This is a genomic window from Runella sp. (assembly GCF_965279615.1).
GTDB lineage: Bacteria > Bacteroidota > Bacteroidia > Cytophagales > Spirosomataceae > Runella.
Map to the genome: position 1 here is coordinate 6,359,477 of NZ_OZ257252.1, position 21,350 is coordinate 6,380,826.

Here is a 21,350-nt window from a genome sequence, read left to right on the forward strand (position 1 = left end):
ATGAAAAGAATTCATACACTAATAATAGGTGCCTTTTTTGCCGCCGCAACCATGACCTCATGCCAACGCAGTCATGATGATACGGGCTGGGAATTTGCACCCAACATGTACAATTCGCTTGGGTATGAGCCTTATACTCAAATCGAAAAGAATCCAATTAATGCTGACGGTAAAAACATGCGTGAGCCTGTTCCCGGAACGGTATCGCGCCGTAATTACAAAACGCAGTTTGACAGTGCAGGTGTTGATCTGATGATTTATCATATCGGTAAAGATGACATCGCAACTGCCGAAGCTATTTTGAAAAACCCGATTCCCAATAATGAAAAAACATTGGCGGAGGGAAAAGCGCTTTATGGTCGTTATTGCCAGCATTGCCACGGTGAAGCCGGAGATGGTAATGGCCCTGTTGCGGAAATGTACAAAGGGGTGCCTAACTATAAAGCAGATGCTTATCTTACGATGAATGATGGGCATATTTTCCACGTGATTACGCATGGGAAAGGCCGTATGTGGCCACATGGTTCGCAGGTTACTCCTGAAGAACGCTGGAAAATAGCACATTATGTCCATAAATTACAAAAGGGCTAATCCCGATACGTTAATTGTTAGTGGTTTTTCGGATTACGATAAAACATTGACAATTAGCCATTAACAATAACAAAAAAAATCGATAACGAATAACAATTTTATAATGGGCGCACATCATCACGAAGTTGTTTCGGTAGAAGAGCAATTTGAGTTTACCGCCGAGTCGAAACGTAATCTTCTTATTGGAATGGGAGCCGGTATTGCACTGGTTCTGATAGGCTCATACCTGTTGTCGCAGGGGGGAGGACATGACGCTCATGAAGCAGCTCATGCTGCGGCCGGTCACGCTGCAGAGCATGCACATGACCATGGGGCTCATGGTTATCACTGGACACAACGTATCATTGCCAATTTATGGCTAAACAGTGTTTATTTTGCGGGTATCTCTGTTATCGGAATGTTTTTTATTTCCTATAATTATCTGGCACAGGCAGGTTGGTCGGCCGCTTTCAAACGCATCCCGGAAGCTATGCCTGCGTTTTTACCGGTACCTGCCATTATTATGATCGTCTTGGCGGTATTTTTTGGTGATAAGATATATCACTGGATGCACGAAGGAATCATGGATCCTGCCAGTGAGCATTATGATGCCATCATTGCCGGTAAAAAAGGCTTCCTGAACAAGCCTTTCTACTTAATCAGATTAGTACTCTATTTTGGTTTGTGGTATACTTTATGGCGCGTTATTCGTACTCTTTCTCTTCAGGAAGATGAAATTGGTGGACTTGATAATTACGAAAAATCTATTAAATACGGTGTGGTATTTTTGGTTGTTTTTGCCGTAACTTCTTCTACATCGGCATGGGATTTTGTGATGTCTATCGACACCCACTGGTTCTCAACGATGTTTGGATGGTATACCTTGGCCAGTTGGCACGTAGCAGGTTTGGCTACCATGACCTTGACCATTGTTACATTGAAAGACAAAGGATATTTAAAAGTAGTAAATGAAAGCCATTTGCATGATTTGGGTAAATTCTGTTTTGCTTTCAGTATTTTCTGGACCTACGTTTGGTTTGCGCAATTCTTATTGATCTATTACGCCAACTTACCCGAAGAAGCCATCTATTACCGTGAGCGTTTCAGCGGCTATGGTGGTATCTACAAAGCTCCGTTCTTTATCAATGTTTTGTTAAACTTTGTGACTCCCTTTCTGGTTTTAATGACACGAGATGCAAAACGTACTCCTGTTATTTTGAAAATTGCATGTTGGTCAATTTTAGTAGGTCACTACTTTGACTTTTATACCAACATCATGCCCGGTACGGTAGGAGCAAACGGAGGTTTTGGAGCAGTAGAATTCGGATTTGTACTGTTGTTTGCCTGTGCCTTTATTTGGTCAGTATCAACTCAACTTACAAAAGCAAATTTAATTCCACGCAATCACCCGATGTTGGAAGAGTCTTTGCACCATGATATTGCGTAACGAATTTAAATTACAACCTCTCTTAATACAATGGTATATTTAGTTGGTTTATTATTGCTTGTGCTGCTTGGGGTAGCTATTGCCATCGCAGCCAAATTGCAGAAAGTGATGAGTAGTGTTCAATCAGACACTGAACCGGATGCTCCCGTTCCAAATAATAAGATTAACGGTGCTATGTGGATGTTTTTCCTAATAGCAGGCACCGTTGGCACTGTATGGTCATTCCTGTCTGCCAGAAACTACTTCTTGCCCGAAGCTTCATCGCCTCACGGTCGTGAAACTGACAGTCAGTTCTGGTTGGATATGTCATTGTTGACCATTGCGTTTTTCGTCGTCAACTTTCTGTTATTTTTCTTTTCATGGAAATATCAATACAAGAAAGGATATAAGGCCACTTTTTATCCTGAAAACCACAAGCTTGAATTGATCTGGACGGCAATCCCAGCGGTCATTATGGCGGTTTTAGTATTCTTAGGATTCCGTACATGGACAGAGATCATGGCTGATGCTCCTGCTGATTCTCAGGTAATTGAGATCATGGGAAAACAATTTGGCTGGGTTGTACGCTACGGAGGTATTCAGGATAACAAACTTGGAAACTATAACTATAAACTTATTGACGATAACAATAACAACCCAAGCGGGATTGATTATTCAGATGAAGCTTCCTTTGATGACTTCATTAACGTAAGTGAGATGCACGTAGAAGTCGGCAAACCTGTATCATTGAAAATTCGCGCACGTGATGTACTGCACAGTGTTTTTATTCCTCACATGCGTGTAAAAATGGATGCGGTTCCGGGGATGCCAACCAAATTTTGGTTTACACCGGATAAATCAACCGAGCAGATGCGTGCTGAAACAGGCAATCCTAACTTTGATTACGAAATTGCCTGTACAGAGGTTTGTGGACGTGGTCACTTTGCCATGCGTTTGCGTCTTATCGTAGAAGATAAAGCAGCCGTAGATGCCTGGAAACAACAGCAAAAACCCGTTTTGTCGATTATTTTAGAAGCTGATCCAAAATTCATCTCTAAAATTCCTGAGAAATTGCGGGCAAAAGCAATGGATTATGCGCCTTACGTAGAGGAAGCTGACAGCACAACTGCTGCTACAGGTTCAGCAGCTGCGGCAACTTCTTCATTACGTTAATTGAATAAATAACTTTAAACTCTCATAAAAATGTCAGTAGTAGAGGCCAATTTGGAGCACGATGTTCACGCCCATGATGAGCATGAACATCATGAAGAATTAAACTTCTGGCGCAAGTATATCTTCTCAGAAGATCACAAAGTAATTGCCAAACAATACATGATCACGGGTATTTTTTGGGCAATTATTGGGGCGGCAATGTCAGTAGTTTTCCGGATTCAATTGGGTTTTCCCGGTGCGGATATTAGCTGGATGAAACCTTTTCTGGGCAAATGGATCACCGAAACGGGAGCCCTTGACCCGAACTTCTACCTTGCTTTAGTTACAATGCACGGTACCATCATGGTATTCTTCGTTTTGACTGCCGGTCTTAGTGGTACATTCAGTAACTTCCTGATTCCTTTACAGGTAGGAGCGCGCGATATGGCTTCGGGGTTCCTGAACATGTTGTCGTTTTGGTTCTTTTTTGTCTCAAGTGTATTGATGTTTTCGTCAATCTTTCTGGAGACGGGACCTGCTGCCGGTGGATGGGTTGTTTATCCACCTTTGAGCGCATTGCCACAGGCACACGACGGTTCGAAAATGGGTATGACATTGTGGCTGTTGAGTATGGCAATCTTCATTATGTCATCGTTGTTAGGTAGCTTAAATTACGTTACAACCATCATTAACCTCCGTACCCGCGGTATGACGTTCACTCGTCTTCCACTTACTATCTGGGCGTTCATGATTACCGCAATCTTGGGGATCATTTCCTTCCCTGTATTGTTATCGGCGGCTTTGTTGCTGATTTTTGACCGTCATTTCGGAACAAGTTTCTACCTTTCTGAAATTTACATTAACGGTGAAGCACTGCCAAACGTAGGAGGCAGCCCGATTCTGTTCCAACACTTATTTTGGTTCTTAGGTCACCCGGAAGTATATATCGTATTGCTTCCTGCCTTGGGAATTACGTCTGAGATCATTGCTACCAATTCACGGAAACCTATCTTTGGTTATCGTGCCATGATTGCCTCTTTGATGGCTATTGCCTTCCTTGCGTTTATCGTGTGGGCTCACCACATGTTTGTAACAGGGATGAACCCCTTCTTAGGCTCAATCTTTATGTTTTTAACGCTAATCATTGCCGTTCCTTCGGCGGTGAAAGCATTTAACTACATTACTACACTTTGGCGCGGTAATATTGTATTTACTCCCGGAATGCTTTTCTCAATCGGGCTTGTATCACTATTCGTTTCAGGTGGATTGACCGGGATTATCTTAGGTAACTCTGCTTTGGATATTCAATTGCACGATACATATTTTGTGGTTGCTCACTTTCACATTGTGATGGGTGCTGCATCAGCTTTTGGATTCTTTGCCGGAATTTACCACTGGTATCCTAAAATGTTTGGTCGTATGATGAACAATACATTGGGGCAGTTGCACTTCTGGTTGACATTTGCGGGGGTTTATTTGGTATTCTTCCCATTGCACTACATCGGTATTGCCGGTTTCCCACGTCGTTATTATCAATTTACAAGCTTTGACTTCGGAAAGTCATTCACCGACCTCAACATGTTTGTAAGTATTGCGGCTATCTTTACGTTCTTTGCGCAGTTTATTTTCCTTTGGAACTTCTTCTACAGTATGTTCAAAGGTAAAGTAGCGCCATTGAATCCTTGGAATTCAAATACGTTGGAATGGACAACTCCTGTGAATGTTGGACACGGTAACTGGGTAGGAGAAATTCCGGCAGTATATCGTTGGCCATACGATTATAGCAAGCCGGGTTCGGACGTAGATTTTATTCCGCAAAACGTACCCCATTCTCAAACGCCGGAATCGAATTTCCCTCATGAGAACGCGTACATAGCGCAGGAAAAAGAAATTGAGGCACAAAATTATAATGACCAATTCCAGGGTCATTGACCCAAAAAATAACAATCGCCTATTTCGGAGGCTGGCGCTTTTAACCGTTGTCGTAGTATATTTACTGATACTTGTCGGCGGAATTGTTAGAAGCACCGGCTCCGGAATGGGATGTCCTGATTGGCCAAAATGTTTTGGAAGTTGGGTGCCTCCTACAGAAGCGTCTCAACTTCCTCCTAACTATCAGGAAATTTACGGAGCAAAGCTCAAGGGTGAAATTGAATTTAATGTTACCAAGACCTGGACGGAGTACCTCAATCGCTTATTTGGTGCTTTTACAGGAGTTTTGATCTTTGGAACGCTTCTCGCTTCTATTCCCTTCCTGAAAAAAGATCGCCCTATTTTTTATATGAGCTTAGCAGCATTCCTGCTGACAGGCTTTCAGGGGTGGTTGGGTGCTAAAGTTGTCTCGGCAGAATTATCACCACTCATCGTTACATTACACATGCTGTTGGCCATTGTCATCGTGTTTGTGTTATTATATGTAATGGCAAGATCATACGCAGGTTATGTAGAAGTAGAAGAAATAAGAAGCAAAGGGTTGATTGATAAGTGGCTCAAGTGGACGATAGGATTGTCATTACTTCAAGTGCTGATTGGAACGCAGGTACGCGAAGCAATGGATGTAGTGATGGCGAGCTTAGGAAGTGGAGCGAGAGATAAATGGGTAGAGAATTTAGGTATTTCATTCTATGTTCACCGCTCTTTTTCAATTGTTATTTTCACATTGCACGCAGGTTTAATTTATCTGCTAACTAAAAACAGTCAGACCAAGGGAATTATCTATAAACTATCGTTGGCTCTTTTATCAATAATAGTTGTAGAGATAATAACAGGAATAACACTGGCATATTTAAGTGTACCGGCTGTAGCACAGCCAATCCATTTGACCCTTGCCACTGTCTCAATCGGAATGCAGTTTGTTGTGTGGTTGTTGCTCAATGCTGAAAGTGTTTTTAAGCAAAAAATGGTCTTGCAAACCGAAAAAATGAACATCTGAAATGTCAATAACTTTAGATATACTTTTTTTGAAAATCCGTGCTTATTTGGAACTTATGAAGTTGCGATTGGCATGGTTAGTGGCTTTCTCAGGTGCTTTTGGGTACAGTTTGGGGACAGCTAAAGTGGAATGGAGGCCGTTATCCATTTTTATATTTGCCGCCTTTTGTATTGTAGGTGCTGCCAATATTATCAACCAGATCATTGAAAAAGATTTAGATAAATTAATGAAACGTACACAGGCTCGGCCACTTCCCGGTGAACGGGTAAGTGTACAGGAAGCAATTTGGCTGGCCGTGGTTTTGTTTACTGTTTCCACTTTTATCTTTTTGGTAGAGTTTAATTTGCGTGCCTGTGCTTTGGCGATACTTTCGACCATCTTATATGGTTTTGTATACACTCCCTTGAAAAAAGAAGGCCCCATTGCTGTTTTTGTAGGTGCAATACCGGGTGCATTTCCTCCCATGATCGGGTGGGTGGCCGCTACTAACCAATTTGGTCTTGAACCGGGCATTTTATTCGCTATTCAATTCATTTGGCAATTTCCTCATTTTTGGGCCATTGCTTGGGTGCTGGATGAAGATTATAAGAAAGCCGGTTTTCGGTTATTGCCTTCAAAAGGAGGGAAAGACAAAAGTACCGCGATCCAAATCATGATCTATACGGTATTTTTATTGCCGGTTGGATGGCTGCCTTATCAACTTGGGATGACAGGAATTAATTCGGCATTGGTTGCGATGTTGTTTGGTGTTTTGTTTTTGGCGCAGACCTTTCATCTAATGAGAAAATGTTCCGATAAAACTGCGTTGCAATTAATGTTTGGCTCATTTATTTATTTACCAATCGTACAAATTGCGTACTTATTGGACAAAATTTAATTTGGATCATGGCTGAGGTAGAGAAAATAAGAATAGAGGAAGCGCCTGAAACGATGGCAATGGATCCTAAGAAGTTTATTCTTTGGGGGTTTATTGTGACCATCATCATGCTGTTTGCTTCCCAAACCAGTGCGTATTTGGTCCGACGGGCCGAAGGAAACTGGGTAGAATTTGAAATTCCGCAGATATTTTGGTACAGTACTGTCGTACTTTTTATCAGTAGTGTAGCAATGCATTGGGCCTATTTGGCGGCAAAAAAAGACAATTTCAATACACTCAAAATAGCAATTTCTATTACTTTTGTGCTTGGGCTGGCATTCTTGGTGATGCAGTTTCTGGGTTGGAAAGAATTGGTTGCTCAGAACGTTTATTTTGTAGGAAATCCATCAGGATCGTTCTTTTATGTGTTTACTTTATTACATGGTGTTCACCTAATTACCGGTCTTTTGGTGCTTTGTGTTACATTTACTTCTTCAATGCGGTTAAAAGTACACGCAAAAAGCTTACGCCGGATTGAGATATGTACTACGTATTGGCATTTCCTCGACATTTTGTGGATCTATTTATTTGTTTTCCTTTTGTATTTTCGTTGAAAAAGAGTCTTAATTAAAATTTGCAATATTTAATAGAATAACGATGGCTGCTACTGCACAACCGAATGTTAAAAACGTATGGCTAGGAGGGGTTGAACCTATGAAAGCCAGCTACGGAAAGTTGATGATGTGGTTCTTTTTGGTTTCGGACACATTTACTTTCTCGGCTTTGCTGGTTTCTTATGGCTTGGTTCGCTACAGCTACCCGGCCTATGCGGGTAAAGTTGCTGACTTTATTTCATCACCAACCTATTGGCCGATCCCGGAAAAGGTTTTTGATGCTTTACCTTTCCTTCATGGTTTACACGCACCACTTATATTCGTTGGGATAATGACCTTTATCCTGATCTTCAGTTCTGTAACAATGGTATTGGCAGTAGAAGCGGGGCATCGTAATGACCGCGCTACCGTTGAGAAATACATGCTTTGGACTCTTTTGGGTGGTGCTACTTTTTTAGGTTGCCAAGCGTGGGAATGGACTCACTTTATCCATGGAACAGACGGAGGTACAGTAATCAAAGAAATCGTTGATGGTTCATGGGTGTCAAAAACTGTTTTTGGCGCAAACCTTACCGAAAACCAATATGGTCCTCCTGCTTTTGCTGACTTCTTTTTCTTCATTACAGGTTTTCATGGTACTCACGTATTTTCAGGGGTAATATTGAATTTCTTAGTTTTTTACCGCACGGCAACCGGTACTTATGAGCGTCGTGGGCATTATGAAATGGTCGAAAAAGTTGGATTATATTGGCACTTTGTAGATTTGGTGTGGGTATTCGTATTTACTTTCTTCTATCTGGTGTAATTCAAAATTCTATTAAATACTAGGCGTTAAGTAGTTATGCTTGCTTAACGCTACTCTCTAACGTTTAACTTACTATTTTAAAAAGATATGGCACACGTACACGAACATGAAGTTGATGAGAATGCCGGCGCAGAGCAACGGAAAGCGATTTGGCGTACTTTTTGGATTCTTTTAGTGCTTACCGCATTGGAGTTTTTAATTGCTTTTACGCTGCATGCAGGACCGCTTAAGACAGCTATTTTCGTAGGAATGACCATCGTTAAGGCATTTTACATCGTGGGTGAATTTATGCACTTAAAGCACGAAGTCAAAACACTTATTTGGGCTATTCTTATTCCATGTATCTTTGTGGTGTGGTTATTGATTGCGCTTATGCGTGAGGGAGGTTCTATTTTTGACTTACGCTGATTTAGAGAAGTTAAAAGTTATTTCGCCAACTCATTACTGAGTAAAAGAGTATTTCTATACTATGAAAAGATACTTAAAAGCCGGCTTGCTAACCGTGGTGTTGGTACTGCCGGCTTTAATTGTTCTATTTTTACACGCGTTTACTGAAAATCATTTTACGCTGCCCTATCTGCAACCTCTCGTTGATTCAACGGGAAAGGTAGTAATGAATGGGGCGGACACCGTTTTTTATCAAATTCCGACTGCCACTGAAAAAAAGATCAAGGTTGTTGCTTTTTTTGGAGAACATCCTTCCGTGCAGTTAACACAACAATTTGCCAGAGTAGAGAAATTGGCTTCGGAGCAGGTAATTGTAGAGCCTTTAAAAGGAGCAGAGGTTGAAAAAGAGGCGGCTGAGATCTATAAAATTGATCCCGTAAAAAGGAAAAAATCTGCTGAACTCATTCCCTATAATCAACAGTTTGTATTGTTGGATAAGGATGGGTTTATTCGAGGTGTATATGATGGTACTGATCCGGAGGAAGTAGACCGTTTGCTGGCAGAATTAAAAGTTCTCATTGATATTTACGATAAAGTCAAAGATTAAAATGACAACACTATCATTACCTAAAGACAAGAAATACAATAATGTAATTAACATAATTGCGGTAGCAATTCCTCTGGTGGTGGCTATTTTGCTCAATCCACGTATCCCTAAAGTAGAGTTGGGTGAATGGACAAAAGCATTGCCCCATATCAATGGACTCATTAATTCATTGACTACGATTTCATTATTGGCAGGTTATTATTTTATTAAGAAGAAAAACATCGCAGCTCACCGCCAAGCGATGACCGTTTCATTTATTTTGGGTTCTTTGTTTTTGGTAAGTTATGTGCTTTACCATTTGTCAAATGAGTCGACTCCTTTTGGTGGTGAAGGCCTCATTCGCCCTATTTATTACGTCTTGCTGGTATCGCATATTACATTATCGATCGGTGTTGTTTGGTTTGTGCTGAGGGCCATTTATTTTGCCATGAGCAATCAGATCGATCTCCATAAAAAGGCAGTTAAATGGGCTTTTCCCATTTGGTTATACGTAAGTATCACGGGAGTGATTGTATATTTAATGATTAGCCCTTATTATAATTAGATACAACTATGAAGAAATGTAAGAGTTTGTTTGTGGCTATTATTTTGTTGCTTATTGTCGGCGCTGAAAGTGCAATTGCGCAGTGTGCTATGTGCAAAGGAGCTGTTGAGACCAATATGAGTACAGGCAGAAACGTGATAGGGAACGGTATCAACGCGGGAATCGCTTATTTATTTATATTTCCGTACCTGACGGTGGGTGTAATTGCCTATTTATGGTATCGCAGCAGCAGAAAAGAAATGGCACAACGAGTGGCTCTTCGGGAGCAGTTACGAAATGCGCTGAATGGCTAACTCCATGAATTATAAAGTGTTTTTGAATGGGTTTAGGGCAAATTTCCCGAATCCAAGGCCCCAAACCTAACTTTTGCTCAATGTTTACTTCAGCTAAGTCACTTTTTGATTACATCGTACAAAACGTTACTGCTTATTCCTCGAAGGAAGTAAAAGCCATGGCTTTTATGCTGTTGGAGCATTATCTTCGTTTACGGAGCGTTGATGTGCTGACGGATAAGCCTATTTCGCCGGATGAATCACAACCCAATTGGGACAGGATCATTGAACGCTTGAATCAGAGCGAACCTATTCAACACATTATTGGATCAACCTACTTCTGTGGGTTGGAATTTAAGGTTTCTCCTTCCGTTTTGATTCCACGTCCTGAAACAGAAGAATTGGTTCGCCTGATCGTAAAAGACTGTTTTTGGGAAGAGAGCCCCGTTAAAATCGTAGACATCGGGACAGGAAGCGGCTGCATTGCAATTGCATTGGACAGGTTTATGTCGTTTGCTAAAGTTTGGGGTTGGGACGTTTCTGACGATGCCCTTGCCGTATCGCGTGAAAACGCTCACCAATTGTTATCAGAAGTTACTTTTGAGAAGTACGATATTTTAAAAGATGATACGTTTGACGGAAAATTTGACGTAGTTGTGAGCAATCCTCCCTATGTCACTTATGCCGAACAAACAAGTATGCAGCCCAATGTGCTGCGTTTTGAGCCTCATTTGGCGTTGTTTGTAGAAGATGAAGACCCGTTGCTGTTTTACCGTGCCATCGCTGATTTTTGTACCAACCATTTAAAATCGGATGGGACGTGCTATCTTGAAATAAATGAGCATTTCGGGGGAGTTGTTAAGCAATTGTTCCTCGAAAAAGGATTCAAAAAAGTAGAAGTTATTCAGGATATGTACGGGAAGGATCGTATTGTGAAAGCTCAACTCTCCGCGTAAAAAGATATAATGGACAGAAAAGGGGGTGAGATAAATCATCCCCTTTTCTGTTTTAAAGCTATTGGAGTCTTGGAGTCGATTGAGGTTTTTGAGGTTGGAAATGCGTTAATGTAGAAGTCTGACGTTTATGTTTTTGTATGTGGACGAAAGGCCGTAATTTGCCGACGTTTTGAAAATGATAAAATGAATTTTGTAAAAATTGCTTTTTGGGTAGTGTTTGCCACTGTAGGATATGCACAGGAGGTACGTAAAGTGAGTGCTTCTATGACCATGCGTACCAATCACAAAGGAAAAACAACCAATACACGCGCGGAACTTTGCTATGCCACTTCGGGCAGGATGGTGACGCAGTTTCCAAAGCCCTCAGAATTGTATCTATTTAACAATGCCAATGGCGAATTGAGAGTGTATGACCCTACGAAAAATACGGTGCTGCAACAACAAAATGCCACTTACAGCACAGAAACGACCCAATTTTTCTTTTTTCTTCATAATCGTAAAGCCGATTTAGGGCTTTCGAGTATGGGATTTAGCTTGGGTACTACAAAATTTGAAAATGGGGTAATGATCACAACATGGAAGTCTCCAACGCCTTTGGCCAAAAACATAAAGCGGGTAGAGCTTGTCCATAAAGGGCAAAACCCTATTTTTATGAAATATGTTGATCCATCAGAACGTACCATCAAAAAGGTGTTTTATTACGATTACATGAAACTGGGAACGGTTGATTTTCCCCAGACAATTACGCAGATTGATTATGTAACGGCCAAGGATTCCATTGTAACAAAAACGGCCTATGGTGCGTTGAAAATAAATGAGCAGGTTCAGTCTAATTTGCTGGAGTTTACCATCCCTTCTAACGCCAAGGTCATAAAATGATATTCTTTAGACATTGTAAATTTGTCCTTTTGCTTTTGTTGGTTGCGCCAATCGTAAGCTTGGCGCAAGTCTCTGATTTGGAATTGCTGGCCGAATCCGGTTCTGCGCCAACTGTAAAATTTGGACAGTCTAAGAAAACAAAGGCAAAAGCTTTTCTGCGTTTTAATCCTGCTTATTGGATGCTCAACGGCGCTTTGACGGGTTATCAGAAAGTAATATCACCACAAATATCAGCAGAATGCCTCTATGAACTTTCCTGTTCTCGATTCAGCCGAGCGGCAATTCAGGAGTTTGGAATATTTAAAGGCATTGCCCTAAGTGCTGATCGTATTTCCCGGTGCAATCGCGTAGCCGCTACCAGTATTGAATTTATTCGTATTTCACCCCTAACGGGAAGGGTCATAGATACACCTGCTATGTACCGACTAAACGCCAAAAACAGTAAATAATGAGTAAAAAAGGAGCGTCTGCCTTTCTGTTTGGGTCGTTTGGTACACTTTGTTATTTAGTAAGTTTATTGGCTTGGACGCCTCTGAAAGCACAGCAGAAATCTTCATCGGATTCACTTTTTGTGGAATACCTGCTTGAACGAAAGTATTACAATGATGTACTTCAGTGGACAAAAGAGAAGCAATCACTTCCTTATTTTCGAGCCATTGCCTTTTATAATCAACAACAGATCGATTCGGCTATCTATTATTTTGAAAAAGTACCTATTCAACACCCCAATTATATTACCTCACGATTTTTAGAAGAATTTGGGCATACATTCTCAAAAAGATACGAAAAGGCTGACACTATTCTGACAGATCTTAAAGTAGTTGATTCGCTCCATATTGCATTAAAGAACCTTCAATTGGCAGGAGTAAGTTTACTGCGACGCGATACGGTGCGCTTTTCAACGTATCAGGCGCAGTTTACGGGAAAGTACTTTGCGTTCAGTCAGGAAGAAGAAGTGATGAAACAAAGCTTTGAATCGCTCAAAAAGCATAGACGAAAATCACCGGTAGTGGCAGGATTGATGTCGGCGATCATTCCGGGAACCGGAAAAATGTACGCCGGCAAATTGGGTCAGGGAGTAATAACCCTTATTCAAAACGCGGCATTGGGATTTCAGGCGTATGAAGCATATCGAAAAGATGGCTGGAAAAGCCCTCGTTTTTTGCTGTACAGCGGGCTTTTTACTTTTTTCTATGTAGGCAATATCTGGGGAAGTGTATTGACGGTTCATATTCGTCAGCAGGAATTTAATGATAAACTGGATGCACAGATTTTATTTAATATGCAGATTCCTCTGCGTACTGTTTTTAATCAATAAGGGAGGGATTGCACAGGTTTCTCAGATGGGCGACAGTCTTTCGAAGGCAGGTCAATTTGATTTGGCCGCAGTGTATTATGAAAAGGCGTTGTTTGACCAAAGCCGGCGTCTTGATTCAATGAATGCTGACATATATCGCTTGTCAGCCAATGATTTATTGTTCAAAAAAATTCAATGCCAGAAGTATTTGAAACGTTTTGAAGAGGCATGGCTAACGGCCCAACGCATCGACCTGAACGAACCAAACGATACGTTACAATTTCGATTGCGCTATGAGTTGGCTTTATGTGGTTACCTGAGCCGGCATTATGGTGAAGCACACGGGCAAATCCTGCAAACGCGTTTCTATGTGCGCGATTCAACCTTGTTTTCTGCGTTAGATGTTTTGGAAATATTGACTCTTAATGAATTGGATCGTTGGCCGGAGTCAAAGGAGATTTTTAAACGGTATGTCGTTCGTAATCAATTAAGTATAAATGCCGACGAGTTGTATGATTTCCTCCGAAAAAAGCCCAAAAGCCCGGAAAAGGCGCAGTTGCTTTCGTTTGTGATGCCCGGAGTAGGGCAAATGTATGCAGGATTTCCTATGCAAGGACTGGTTTCAGTAGGTCTGCAAACTCTTGCGTTGGGTTTTGGAGTTTATCATGTGTGGCATCGGTATTATCTGATCGGCTTTTTTACGGGTGCCGGTATGTTTCAGGCCTTTTATTTTGGAGGGGCGCGCCGTGCTGAATTAATGGCGGAAGAAACCAATCGGAAGCGTAAGGCGAAGAATAATCAGAAAATTCGAGCGGTATTGATCGAAGGAGAAAACAAAAAAGGGAAGTAGCTTGGCTACTTCCCTTTTTTGTATCTATAACGGAGACTAGTTAGCCCACATGAAGAATTTCTTGTTGTTGACATACGAATCGAATTTCTTTTCTTCGATCACTTCCATCAATAAAACAATCCAGTCAATCAAGTTCACAATTCCCAATCCACCGCAGGTCAAGATATAACCTACAATTACACCACCTGCAGTACCCAAGTAAGCGCGGTGAATACCTAACCAACCTACTACCCATGAAAGAATAAAAGCTACGACGGGTTTTTTGTCACCGGCCATTACTTTCGTAGCATCAGCTTGACCTGCGCCCATAAGGCTTTCAAGTGCAGAGGCGGCTTCTGCGGTATTTGCCAGATCAAGTTGCTCACCGTCATTAAGCGTTTGCTCAATGGCTTGTGCATCAACAAAATACTCGGCTGTGTTGGTTGCATAGCTTTTGCCTACAAGAAGTACAGCAAAGCTGAAAACAAGTGCAAATAGTCTTTTCATAAACTTACTTTGGGTTTTTTGTTTAAATACGTACCAAAAATAGATGTTTGGTACACAACCTACAAATAAGATAGCTTAGAATTTTTAGAATTTAAATGAAATTCCGGCCTGAACCCAAGAGCCACCCGAGCCAAGGTCAGCGAAAAGAGCCATTTTTTCAGAAAAATTATAAGTACCACCTACTCTTGCCAGCAAAGTAGCAGTAGTATAGCGGGTTCTTGAACCAAGACCGTAGGCATTCCAATAAGAATCCGGATAACCATAGCTGCGGAGCAGGATTCCACCTGATACATAAAGATCAAAATCTTTACTATCCAAATTCAATACACGATTAAGGTGATAGGTGGCACGTGGTCCGATCTGGATGTCTGAATACGAATAGTTGATACCGATATATCCAAGGCTGGGGCGTTCATAGCTCGCATACAAACCTACTCCTAAATCATCCATAATTCCATACTCAACGGTTGCATTGGCTCCAAGTGAAAAAAGACCCACACCAATAGCAACTCTTTTATCGCCTTTTGAGAATTGTGCAAATGAAGTTGAGTGAAAACAAATCATTGTGGCAAAGGCCAACAATGCGATAGAAAACATTTTTTTCATGGTGAACGTGTGATTTTTAGTTAGAATTAACGATACAAAGAAACTTCAAAAACGTGTTAGAAAAAAACAGAATTGCTCTAATTTATTATTCGGTAAACGCGTAGGGGATTAATGATTGGTCTATAAAGTAAATGTAGAAACCAAGAGTGTTAAATACAAACGATCAAACTAATTTTAATCACTTATTAAACTCAGAAAATCGGTTGTTTCTGGAATTCTCGGCACTTCATTCCTATCTTTGTCGGCGAACCTATTTCACTACTTATGTCTAAAATCATTATTGCGGTAGATGGCTATTCCAGCTGCGGTAAAAGTACCACTGCCAAAGGTGTCGCTGCTCATTTAGGGTATGCTTATATAGATACAGGTGCCATGTATCGGGCTGTAACACTTTATTTCCACACCCACCATATTGCGCTTACCAATCCTAAAGAAATTACGAAGGCACTTGAAAGTATAAAAATTGACTTTAGGAGAAACCCGGAGAACGGACGCAATGAAACGTATCTGAACGGATTGAATGTAGAAGACGAAATTCGAAAATTATACATAGCCAATTGGGTAAGTGAGGTCAGTGCTATCTCGGAAGTGCGACGAGCTATGGTGGCGCAGCAACAGCGAATGGGCAAAGCCAAAGGAGTAGTGATGGATGGACGTGACATTGGAACTGTAGTGTTTCCGGAAGCCGAACTCAAAGTCTTTATGACTGCCGATCCTCACATCAGAGCACAACGTCGCCAGATTGAATTGCTGGAAAAAGGAGAAATGCTTGATCTGGAAGATATTTTAAAAAACATTCACAAACGGGACCAAATTGATACCACCCGGGCCGACAGTCCTTTACGGCAAGCAGCGGATGCTACTTTGGTAGACACTTCTTTTATGACATTGGATGAACAAATAGAATTGCTTACTAATTTGGCCGATGAAAAAATCAGCAGTTCGATAAGACAACGCAACGCGCACGAATGACAGCCGATTATTTGATTGTTGGGCAGGGCATCGCCGGGTCAATCCTTGCATGGACATTGTCGCAACGCGGGCATCATGTACTGATCCTGAACGATCCAACGCTTCCGTCGGCTTCTAAAGTTTCTGCCGGCATATTTAATCCGCTGACCGGGAAGAAATTATCCCGTACCTGGAAGGCCGACGAGCTTTTTCCGTTTGCGCACAAATTTTACTCAGAAATGCAGCAACTGTTGGAAGTGGAATTTCTTCACGATTGCGATGTATATCGTCCCTTTCGCTCCATTGAGGAACAAAACTCGTATATAGCTCAAACGGCTGATCCCACTATTGCAAAGTACGTGATTGACCGGACAAATGATGCTGAATTTGCTCCTTATATTCAAAATCAATACGGAGGGCTACAAATTACCCGGTCAGGTTGGGTAGATTGCACCCGAATGCTTCAAAAAATTGAAACCTATTTTAGTGATAAAAAACAATATTCGTACGGTAAAATTGATTATCAAAAAATTGAAATTCAAGAAGATGGAGTAAAGTACGGAGAGTTGAAGATAAAAAAAATACTATTTTGTGAAGGATTTGAAGCTCGTCAGAATCCGTTTTTCAGTTGGTTGCCGTTCAATCCTGTGAAAGGTCAAAGCCTTATCGCATTTATTGATAACTATCCGATCAAAGAAATAGTCAATCAGGGAGTGTTTATTTTGTCCATTGATGGAAAAGGAAAATGCCGCCTGGGAGCTACCTATACCTGGCATGATATTGATTGGGAAACGACAGAAGATGCGCGAGCATATTTACAGGAAAAAATCAACGTATTTTTAAAAACACCCTACCAAATTTTGGAGCAACAGGTAGGGATAAGGCCTTCTACCAAAGACCGAAGACCGTTTGTCGGGATTCACCCTGAATATCCGTCACTTGGGATTTTTAATGGTCTGGGAACGAAAGGAGTAAGCTTGGCACCCTATTTCGCAGAGCAGTTTGCAAAATTTTTAGAAACCGGAGAAGAAATAAATAAAGAGGCGAATATTGAGCGAGTTTTTTCGTTATATTTTCGTTCTAAATAAAGTTAAGCGTTAATAGTATAAGTTAATGGTACATTTGTTGCGCTATTGATCTTAAACACTTAACACTTAACGATTAACAGAGTAGTTCTGAATATGAAAAGGTGTTTTATAACTAGATTGTTGTGGATGGGGGCCGTGGCATTGTTGGCCCAATCGGTTGAAGCTCAAAATTATCCTTCTCAAGAGAAATTCGGCAAAAACCGCGTACAATATCAGCGGTTTGAATGGAAAATCCTTAAAACCAACAATTTTGAGATCTATCATTATGGGGCAGGTACGCCACTTGCTACCTTGGCAGCCCAATATGCTGAATCTGAATTTGACCGAATTACGGAAGCCCTTGGGTATACACCCTATAACCGTATCAAAATTTTTCTTTACAATTCACCCCAAGAGCTTTTACAAAGCAATATGGGAATGGCAAACAGTTCTGATTTAAGTGAAACAGAACTCAATTTGGCCAAAGCTCGCTTAGAAATTGCCTTTACAGGAGACCAAATCAGCTTTCGGAAGCAGTTAATCAAGGAGATATCCCGCTTGTTTGTTTATGATATGCTTTATGGGGGAAGCCTGAAAGATGCGTTGCAAAGTTCATTATTGCTCTCGTTGCCCGACTGGTTTATGTCCGGAATAGCGGCATATATCGCCGAAGGTTGGAGTCCTGAACTGGATGATTATATGCGAGATGCCATCGTTCATCGTCAGATGAAAAAGCCTTCATTATTGACCGGACCGGAAGCAACGTTGGTCGGACAATCTATTTGGAATTATATTGCTGAGCGGTATGGAAAAGACAATATTTCAAATATTCTCAACCTTACACGCATCATACGCACCGAACAAACCAGCGTAGCCAGTACTTTGGGAGTATCGTTTTCCCGTTTTCTCAAAGAGTGGCGGGACTTTTACACCAACATGGCTACTACTGCAGGTACCACCGGTTATAAAGACCCTTCCGGTGACTGGATGCAGGAACTGGAATTGCCATTGGGGCATTTGCCAAACAGCGCACGAATTAGCTTAGATAACCAATACGTTGCCGTAACAAACCGCAAGGCAGGGCACTATACCGTCGAGATCATCAATACTGAAACTAAAGCAGTTACGACAGTTCTGAAAGGGAAATATTCGCAGGAAAAACGGATGTACCTGAGTCGTATGCCTTTGATTGCATGGAGCCGTAACAACGGTTTGGCTATCATTTCTGAAGAAAACGGACGGGTGTTTTTAGAATTATTTGATATTGGAGAAAAAGGTAGATCCAAGCTGCGTTTGAGTCGCGAAATCAGAGGAGTTAATCAAGTGGTTGATTTTGATATCTCTAACGATGGCTCTACTTTAGCATTGAGTGCCGATAGCCGAGGGCAAAATGATTTGTTTCTTTTCAATATCGGGCGTTCTTCGTTGCTTGGGCTTACGGGTGATTTATACGATGATCGTTACCCCCATTTCGTTGGAACATCGTCCACTCGGGTAGTATTCTCATCAAACCGCATAAAAGATTCGTTGGCAATTGCGGATAAGGGGTCTTATAAAACGGTCAAGGAGAAAATGGCGTTGTTTGTTCATGATGGAAATCCTCGTGCACAAACAGTCACGAGAATTGTTGATTCCCTGAACATTATATCGAACGCGCGTACTGCTGACGAAAACACGTTTTATTTCCTCTCAGATTATAAGGGGATTACAAATTTATATCGGTATGAGTTAGATATTAAAAAGCTAACTCCTATGACCGGTTTTAATCAAAACGTTCGGGACTATGATTACCTGGCGGCTTCGGGGGCGTTTGTAAGTGTCAATTGGTTTAAAGATCAAGAGGCCGTGTTTTATCAGAGGCGCCTTACCCCGATCTCCAATGAGTTGGTTGCCACTCCACGGGTACAAAGCATGTCGGGAATGTCTGTTTATAAGACAGAACAACGCACTAATCCTGCGGCCGATGCCAGCATGATAGCTCAAATGGCCAATCCTAGAAAAATACAATTAGATTCAGGAGAGGTCGATACTGATAATTATGAATTTGATCCTGAAGTTCTTAAAAGTTTTGAGTATCGTCAGCGAAGAGGTACTACTATATCAAGCGCGGCTAACCTGCCAAGTCGGAATCGCAAAAGAGATAATATTACCATAAAAGGGCCTATTGATTATAAAAGTTTATTCATCAGTAACGATGCCACTTCCGATTGGCGCATAGATCCTGTACGCGGTTTTGGGTTTGCACAGTCGCTTACAATGAACGATCTGCTTGAAAATCACATTGTTAAAGCAGGATTTTTCTTAGGCCTTCTCAATTTTAGAACAAATAACCTATGGGCTGAATACGAAAATCTCGCGCACAGAATTGATTTCAGTGTTCGCGTAGACCGCCAAAGCCTTTATGTTCAACCGCCGGCCAGTCAGAAATATCGTTATAATCGGGTAGCGTTTACGGCCGCCTATCCCTTCAATAATAATGCACGGGTCTCACTTACCCCTTTCTTTGCAGAATCCAAATTGTTAGACGTTAGTAATATTGCTGCTGCAGATGTTGCCTCCTCTTATTTAGGAGCTCGTGCCGAATTTGTGTACGACAACTCTCGCATCAATGGGATGAATATGATGGAAGGGACGCGCTTTAAAGTGCGCTATGATTTGTTTGGAGGCATAAGCGGTACAAGTGGATTCAACAGATTGGTGGTTGATTTTCGGCATTATCAGAAAATTCACCGTGATTTGATTTTTGCTACGCGTATTTCTTTTGCTCGTTCAGGTGGTAAAGCGCCTAAACAAAGTGTTTTGGGAGGAATGGAAAACTGGACCGGAAATAATCAGGATGAGCGGAGTGTGAATCCTCTGGCGGTAGGTTTGAGCAGTGCCTTAATTCCTATTGATAACCGAGATATATTTTTCGTGGAGTTGGCCACCAACCTCAGAGGGTTTAACATAAATAAGGTATCCGGTACAAACCATTTACTGTTTAATGGTGAACTGAGAATGCCGCTTGTTAAGTATTTTTATCGTGGTCCGATCACTTCAAACTTTCTGAGAAATTTTCAATTGGTTGGGTTTACCGATATTGGTACTGCATGGACGGGTAAGTGGCCCTTCAATCGCCAAAACAGCCTGAACACAGAAATTATCCGGTTGGATTTCTTTAGTGCAACCGTCAATAATTTCCGTAATCCATTTTTATTGGGGTATGGTTTGGGAGCGCGAACGATGTTATTTGGCTTCTATGTTAAGTTTGATTATGCCTGGGGATTGGATAATGGAGAAATCAATAAAGCGATTCCCTATCTGACTTTAGGATATGATTTTTAATAAATTTATGCATGCAAAAAAAGCTGAACAGACTTGTTCAGCTTTTTTTGTTAAAATAGGTATATAAACAAAATCTATGTATACCTAAAAGGTATTTTTGATAAAATTGTATAATTCTCGGCCTGCTAAATTGCCCGCTCAATTGCTGCAAATGTTTCCATAAACTTCGGTGGCCGCTGTGTACTTTTTCCGTAAGCAAAAACACTCTTGATTAGTATTAATCTTCCTTAAAACGGCTGAATCAAGCTTTTTTTACCCTTAAAAGGGGCTTAAAATCAGGCTTCTTGGCACGGTTTTAGCTACCCCCCGTTGACGGCACATAATTCGTTTATAATACAATGATATTCAGGAAAAATTCAAAATTCAGAGGTTTTATAAAACAACGACGCCTTTTGCAAAATATTGGTAGACAGTAGGTTAGCTGTTTTTGGCAAAAGTAAGTTATTGAGTAGGAGACTTTGGCATAATTTTAGATACTTTTTAGATGGGGTAAAGCCTTAATTTAACGGTAAGAGCATAATTAAATATGTTATGGTGATAACTCCATTATCAAAGGTATCAGATTTTACCGGTAAAGTATATTCAATAATAAACGAAAAGTGGCAGATGAAAGCACTATTTACCACAGTCCAAAACCAAGAGAAGGAGAAAGGGTTTAACCTAAAAAGCACCTTACCAAAGGTACTTTTTAAAAAGACTCTTTGGACTTTTTTTACAAAAGCCTTATCTTGTCTCCCTTGGGCTCATTCAATTAGCAAGCCTGTGCGAA

22 protein-coding genes are annotated in these 21,350 nt (G+C 41.1%); 20 read left to right on the forward strand and 2 right to left on the reverse strand.

Annotation, left to right across the window (positions count from 1 at the left end; translation table 11 throughout):
• The 17 genes from ACQY73_RS26615 to ACQY73_RS26695 all read left to right on the forward strand — a co-directional run bounded on the left by ACQY73_RS26615 (position 1) and on the right by ACQY73_RS26695 (position 14,147).
• A complete protein-coding gene (locus tag ACQY73_RS26615) occupies positions 1–591 on the forward strand; it encodes a c-type cytochrome (RefSeq protein ID WP_428657023.1) in 591 nt (196 codons plus the stop codon).
• 103 nt (positions 592–694) lie between these two features.
• Positions 695–2,017 carry a quinol:cytochrome C oxidoreductase gene (locus ACQY73_RS26620; RefSeq protein WP_428657025.1) on the forward strand — a complete coding sequence of 441 codons (1,323 nt, stop codon included), beginning with the start codon at positions 695–697 and terminating at the stop codon, positions 2,015–2,017.
• Positions 2,018–2,047: 30 nt separating this feature from the next.
• On the forward strand, positions 2,048–3,169 hold the full coding sequence (locus ACQY73_RS26625; protein WP_428657028.1) for a cytochrome c oxidase subunit II: 1,122 nt from the start codon (positions 2,048–2,050) through the stop codon (positions 3,167–3,169).
• 30 nt (positions 3,170–3,199) lie between these two features.
• A complete protein-coding gene (locus tag ACQY73_RS26630; RefSeq protein ID WP_428657030.1) occupies positions 3,200–5,080 on the forward strand; it encodes a cytochrome c oxidase subunit I in 1,881 nt (626 codons plus the stop codon).
• Positions 5,058–6,080: a COX15/CtaA family protein gene (locus tag ACQY73_RS26635; protein ID WP_428657033.1), complete on the forward strand. Its 1,023-nt coding sequence runs from the start codon at positions 5,058–5,060 to the stop codon at positions 6,078–6,080. The genes ACQY73_RS26630 and ACQY73_RS26635 overlap by 23 nt, the downstream gene beginning before the upstream one ends.
• A 1-nt stretch (position 6,081) precedes the next feature.
• Positions 6,082–6,957 carry a heme o synthase gene (cyoE, locus tag ACQY73_RS26640; protein ID WP_428657036.1) on the forward strand — a complete coding sequence of 292 codons (876 nt, stop codon included), beginning with the start codon at positions 6,082–6,084 and terminating at the stop codon, positions 6,955–6,957.
• A gap of 8 nt (positions 6,958–6,965) precedes the next feature.
• Positions 6,966–7,550 (forward strand): cytochrome c oxidase subunit 3, encoded by a 585-nt coding sequence (locus ACQY73_RS26645; RefSeq protein ID WP_428657038.1) that lies wholly within the window; start codon positions 6,966–6,968, stop codon positions 7,548–7,550.
• A 43-nt stretch (positions 7,551–7,593) separates the two neighbouring features.
• Positions 7,594–8,355 (forward strand): cytochrome c oxidase subunit 3, encoded by a 762-nt coding sequence (locus ACQY73_RS26650; RefSeq protein WP_428657041.1) that lies wholly within the window; start codon positions 7,594–7,596, stop codon positions 8,353–8,355.
• Positions 8,356–8,442: 87 nt separating this feature from the next.
• Positions 8,443–8,763: a cytochrome C oxidase subunit IV family protein gene (locus tag ACQY73_RS26655; protein ID WP_428657043.1), complete on the forward strand. Its 321-nt coding sequence runs from the start codon at positions 8,443–8,445 to the stop codon at positions 8,761–8,763.
• 61 nt (positions 8,764–8,824) lie between these two features.
• Positions 8,825–9,349: a hypothetical protein gene (locus ACQY73_RS26660; RefSeq protein ID WP_428657045.1), complete on the forward strand. Its 525-nt coding sequence runs from the start codon at positions 8,825–8,827 to the stop codon at positions 9,347–9,349.
• 1 nt (position 9,350) lies between these two features.
• Positions 9,351–9,893 (forward strand): DUF420 domain-containing protein, encoded by a 543-nt coding sequence (locus tag ACQY73_RS26665; RefSeq protein WP_428657047.1) that lies wholly within the window; start codon positions 9,351–9,353, stop codon positions 9,891–9,893.
• A gap of 8 nt (positions 9,894–9,901) precedes the next feature.
• The gene (locus ACQY73_RS26670) at positions 9,902–10,186 is read left to right on the forward strand and encodes a hypothetical protein (RefSeq protein WP_428657049.1); all 285 of its coding nucleotides are present in this window, start codon (positions 9,902–9,904) and stop codon (positions 10,184–10,186) included.
• An 80-nt stretch (positions 10,187–10,266) separates the two neighbouring features.
• Positions 10,267–11,121, forward strand: coding sequence for a peptide chain release factor N(5)-glutamine methyltransferase (prmC, locus tag ACQY73_RS26675; RefSeq protein WP_428657051.1), 855 nt, complete (start codon positions 10,267–10,269; stop codon positions 11,119–11,121).
• A gap of 183 nt (positions 11,122–11,304) precedes the next feature.
• Positions 11,305–12,000 carry a LolA family protein gene (locus ACQY73_RS26680; RefSeq protein WP_428657053.1) on the forward strand — a complete coding sequence of 232 codons (696 nt, stop codon included), beginning with the start codon at positions 11,305–11,307 and terminating at the stop codon, positions 11,998–12,000.
• Entirely contained in the window at positions 11,997–12,449 is a 453-nt protein-coding gene (yidD, locus tag ACQY73_RS26685) for a membrane protein insertion efficiency factor YidD (RefSeq protein ID WP_428657055.1), read from the forward strand. Before ACQY73_RS26680 ends, yidD begins: the two co-directional genes overlap by 4 nt.
• Positions 12,449–13,318, forward strand: a complete 870-nt coding sequence (locus tag ACQY73_RS26690) for a hypothetical protein (protein ID WP_428657057.1) — start codon at positions 12,449–12,451, stop codon at positions 13,316–13,318. The genes yidD and ACQY73_RS26690 overlap by 1 nt, the downstream gene beginning before the upstream one ends.
• A 25-nt stretch (positions 13,319–13,343) precedes the next feature.
• Complete coding sequence (locus ACQY73_RS26695) at positions 13,344–14,147, forward strand: hypothetical protein (protein ID WP_428657059.1); 804 nt, start codon at positions 13,344–13,346, stop codon at positions 14,145–14,147.
• A gap of 36 nt (positions 14,148–14,183) precedes the next feature.
• On the opposite strand, the gene ACQY73_RS26700 is transcribed toward ACQY73_RS26695, so the two are convergent.
• Both ACQY73_RS26700 and ACQY73_RS26705 read right to left on the reverse strand, forming a co-directional pair.
• Positions 14,184–14,633, reverse strand: a complete 450-nt coding sequence (locus tag ACQY73_RS26700) for a TM2 domain-containing protein (RefSeq protein ID WP_428657061.1) — start codon at positions 14,631–14,633, stop codon at positions 14,184–14,186.
• An 84-nt stretch (positions 14,634–14,717) separates the two neighbouring features.
• Positions 14,718–15,239 carry a hypothetical protein gene (locus ACQY73_RS26705; protein WP_428657063.1) on the reverse strand — a complete coding sequence of 174 codons (522 nt, stop codon included), beginning with the start codon at positions 15,237–15,239 and terminating at the stop codon, positions 14,718–14,720.
• A 264-nt stretch (positions 15,240–15,503) separates the two neighbouring features.
• Between ACQY73_RS26705 and cmk the strand changes: the two genes are divergently transcribed.
• The 3 genes from cmk to ACQY73_RS26720 all read left to right on the forward strand — a co-directional run bounded on the left by cmk (position 15,504) and on the right by ACQY73_RS26720 (position 20,581).
• Positions 15,504–16,211, forward strand: a complete 708-nt coding sequence (gene cmk / locus ACQY73_RS26710; protein ID WP_428657065.1) for a (d)CMP kinase — start codon at positions 15,504–15,506, stop codon at positions 16,209–16,211.
• Positions 16,208–17,278 (forward strand): NAD(P)/FAD-dependent oxidoreductase, encoded by a 1,071-nt coding sequence (locus ACQY73_RS26715; protein ID WP_428657067.1) that lies wholly within the window; start codon positions 16,208–16,210, stop codon positions 17,276–17,278. The genes cmk and ACQY73_RS26715 overlap by 4 nt, the downstream gene beginning before the upstream one ends.
• 93 nt (positions 17,279–17,371) lie before the next feature.
• Positions 17,372–20,581 (forward strand): hypothetical protein, encoded by a 3,210-nt coding sequence (locus ACQY73_RS26720; RefSeq protein WP_428657069.1) that lies wholly within the window; start codon positions 17,372–17,374, stop codon positions 20,579–20,581.
• Positions 20,582–21,350: the final 769 nt, after the last annotated feature.

Excerpts from the sequence above, each read along its gene's own strand:
- ACQY73_RS26615 (WP_428657023.1), top strand. The coding sequence starts at position 1 with ATGAAAAGAATTCATACACTAATAATAGGTGCCTTTTTTGCCGCCGCA.
- ACQY73_RS26620 (WP_428657025.1), top strand. The coding sequence starts at position 695 with ATGGGCGCACATCATCACGAAGTTGTTTCGGTAGAAGAGCAATTTGAG.
- ACQY73_RS26625 (WP_428657028.1), top strand. The coding sequence starts at position 2,048 with ATGGTATATTTAGTTGGTTTATTATTGCTTGTGCTGCTTGGGGTAGCT.
- ACQY73_RS26630 (WP_428657030.1), top strand. The coding sequence starts at position 3,200 with ATGTCAGTAGTAGAGGCCAATTTGGAGCACGATGTTCACGCCCATGAT.
- ACQY73_RS26635 (WP_428657033.1), top strand. The coding sequence starts at position 5,058 with ATGACCAATTCCAGGGTCATTGACCCAAAAAATAACAATCGCCTATTT.
- cyoE (WP_428657036.1), top strand. The coding sequence starts at position 6,082 with ATGTCAATAACTTTAGATATACTTTTTTTGAAAATCCGTGCTTATTTG.
- ACQY73_RS26645 (WP_428657038.1), top strand. The coding sequence starts at position 6,966 with ATGGCTGAGGTAGAGAAAATAAGAATAGAGGAAGCGCCTGAAACGATG.
- ACQY73_RS26650 (WP_428657041.1), top strand. The coding sequence starts at position 7,594 with ATGGCTGCTACTGCACAACCGAATGTTAAAAACGTATGGCTAGGAGGG.
- ACQY73_RS26655 (WP_428657043.1), top strand. The coding sequence starts at position 8,443 with ATGGCACACGTACACGAACATGAAGTTGATGAGAATGCCGGCGCAGAG.
- ACQY73_RS26660 (WP_428657045.1), top strand. The coding sequence starts at position 8,825 with ATGAAAAGATACTTAAAAGCCGGCTTGCTAACCGTGGTGTTGGTACTG.
- ACQY73_RS26665 (WP_428657047.1), top strand. The coding sequence starts at position 9,351 with ATGACAACACTATCATTACCTAAAGACAAGAAATACAATAATGTAATT.
- ACQY73_RS26670 (WP_428657049.1), top strand. The coding sequence starts at position 9,902 with ATGAAGAAATGTAAGAGTTTGTTTGTGGCTATTATTTTGTTGCTTATT.
- prmC (WP_428657051.1), top strand. The coding sequence starts at position 10,267 with ATGTTTACTTCAGCTAAGTCACTTTTTGATTACATCGTACAAAACGTT.
- ACQY73_RS26680 (WP_428657053.1), top strand. The coding sequence starts at position 11,305 with ATGAATTTTGTAAAAATTGCTTTTTGGGTAGTGTTTGCCACTGTAGGA.
- yidD (WP_428657055.1), top strand. The coding sequence starts at position 11,997 with ATGATATTCTTTAGACATTGTAAATTTGTCCTTTTGCTTTTGTTGGTT.
- ACQY73_RS26690 (WP_428657057.1), top strand. The coding sequence starts at position 12,449 with ATGAGTAAAAAAGGAGCGTCTGCCTTTCTGTTTGGGTCGTTTGGTACA.
- ACQY73_RS26695 (WP_428657059.1), top strand. The coding sequence starts at position 13,344 with ATGGGCGACAGTCTTTCGAAGGCAGGTCAATTTGATTTGGCCGCAGTG.
- ACQY73_RS26700 (WP_428657061.1), bottom strand. The coding sequence starts at position 14,633 with ATGAAAAGACTATTTGCACTTGTTTTCAGCTTTGCTGTACTTCTTGTA.
- ACQY73_RS26705 (WP_428657063.1), bottom strand. The coding sequence starts at position 15,239 with ATGAAAAAAATGTTTTCTATCGCATTGTTGGCCTTTGCCACAATGATT.
- cmk (WP_428657065.1), top strand. The coding sequence starts at position 15,504 with ATGTCTAAAATCATTATTGCGGTAGATGGCTATTCCAGCTGCGGTAAA.
- ACQY73_RS26715 (WP_428657067.1), top strand. The coding sequence starts at position 16,208 with ATGACAGCCGATTATTTGATTGTTGGGCAGGGCATCGCCGGGTCAATC.
- ACQY73_RS26720 (WP_428657069.1), top strand. The coding sequence starts at position 17,372 with ATGAAAAGGTGTTTTATAACTAGATTGTTGTGGATGGGGGCCGTGGCA.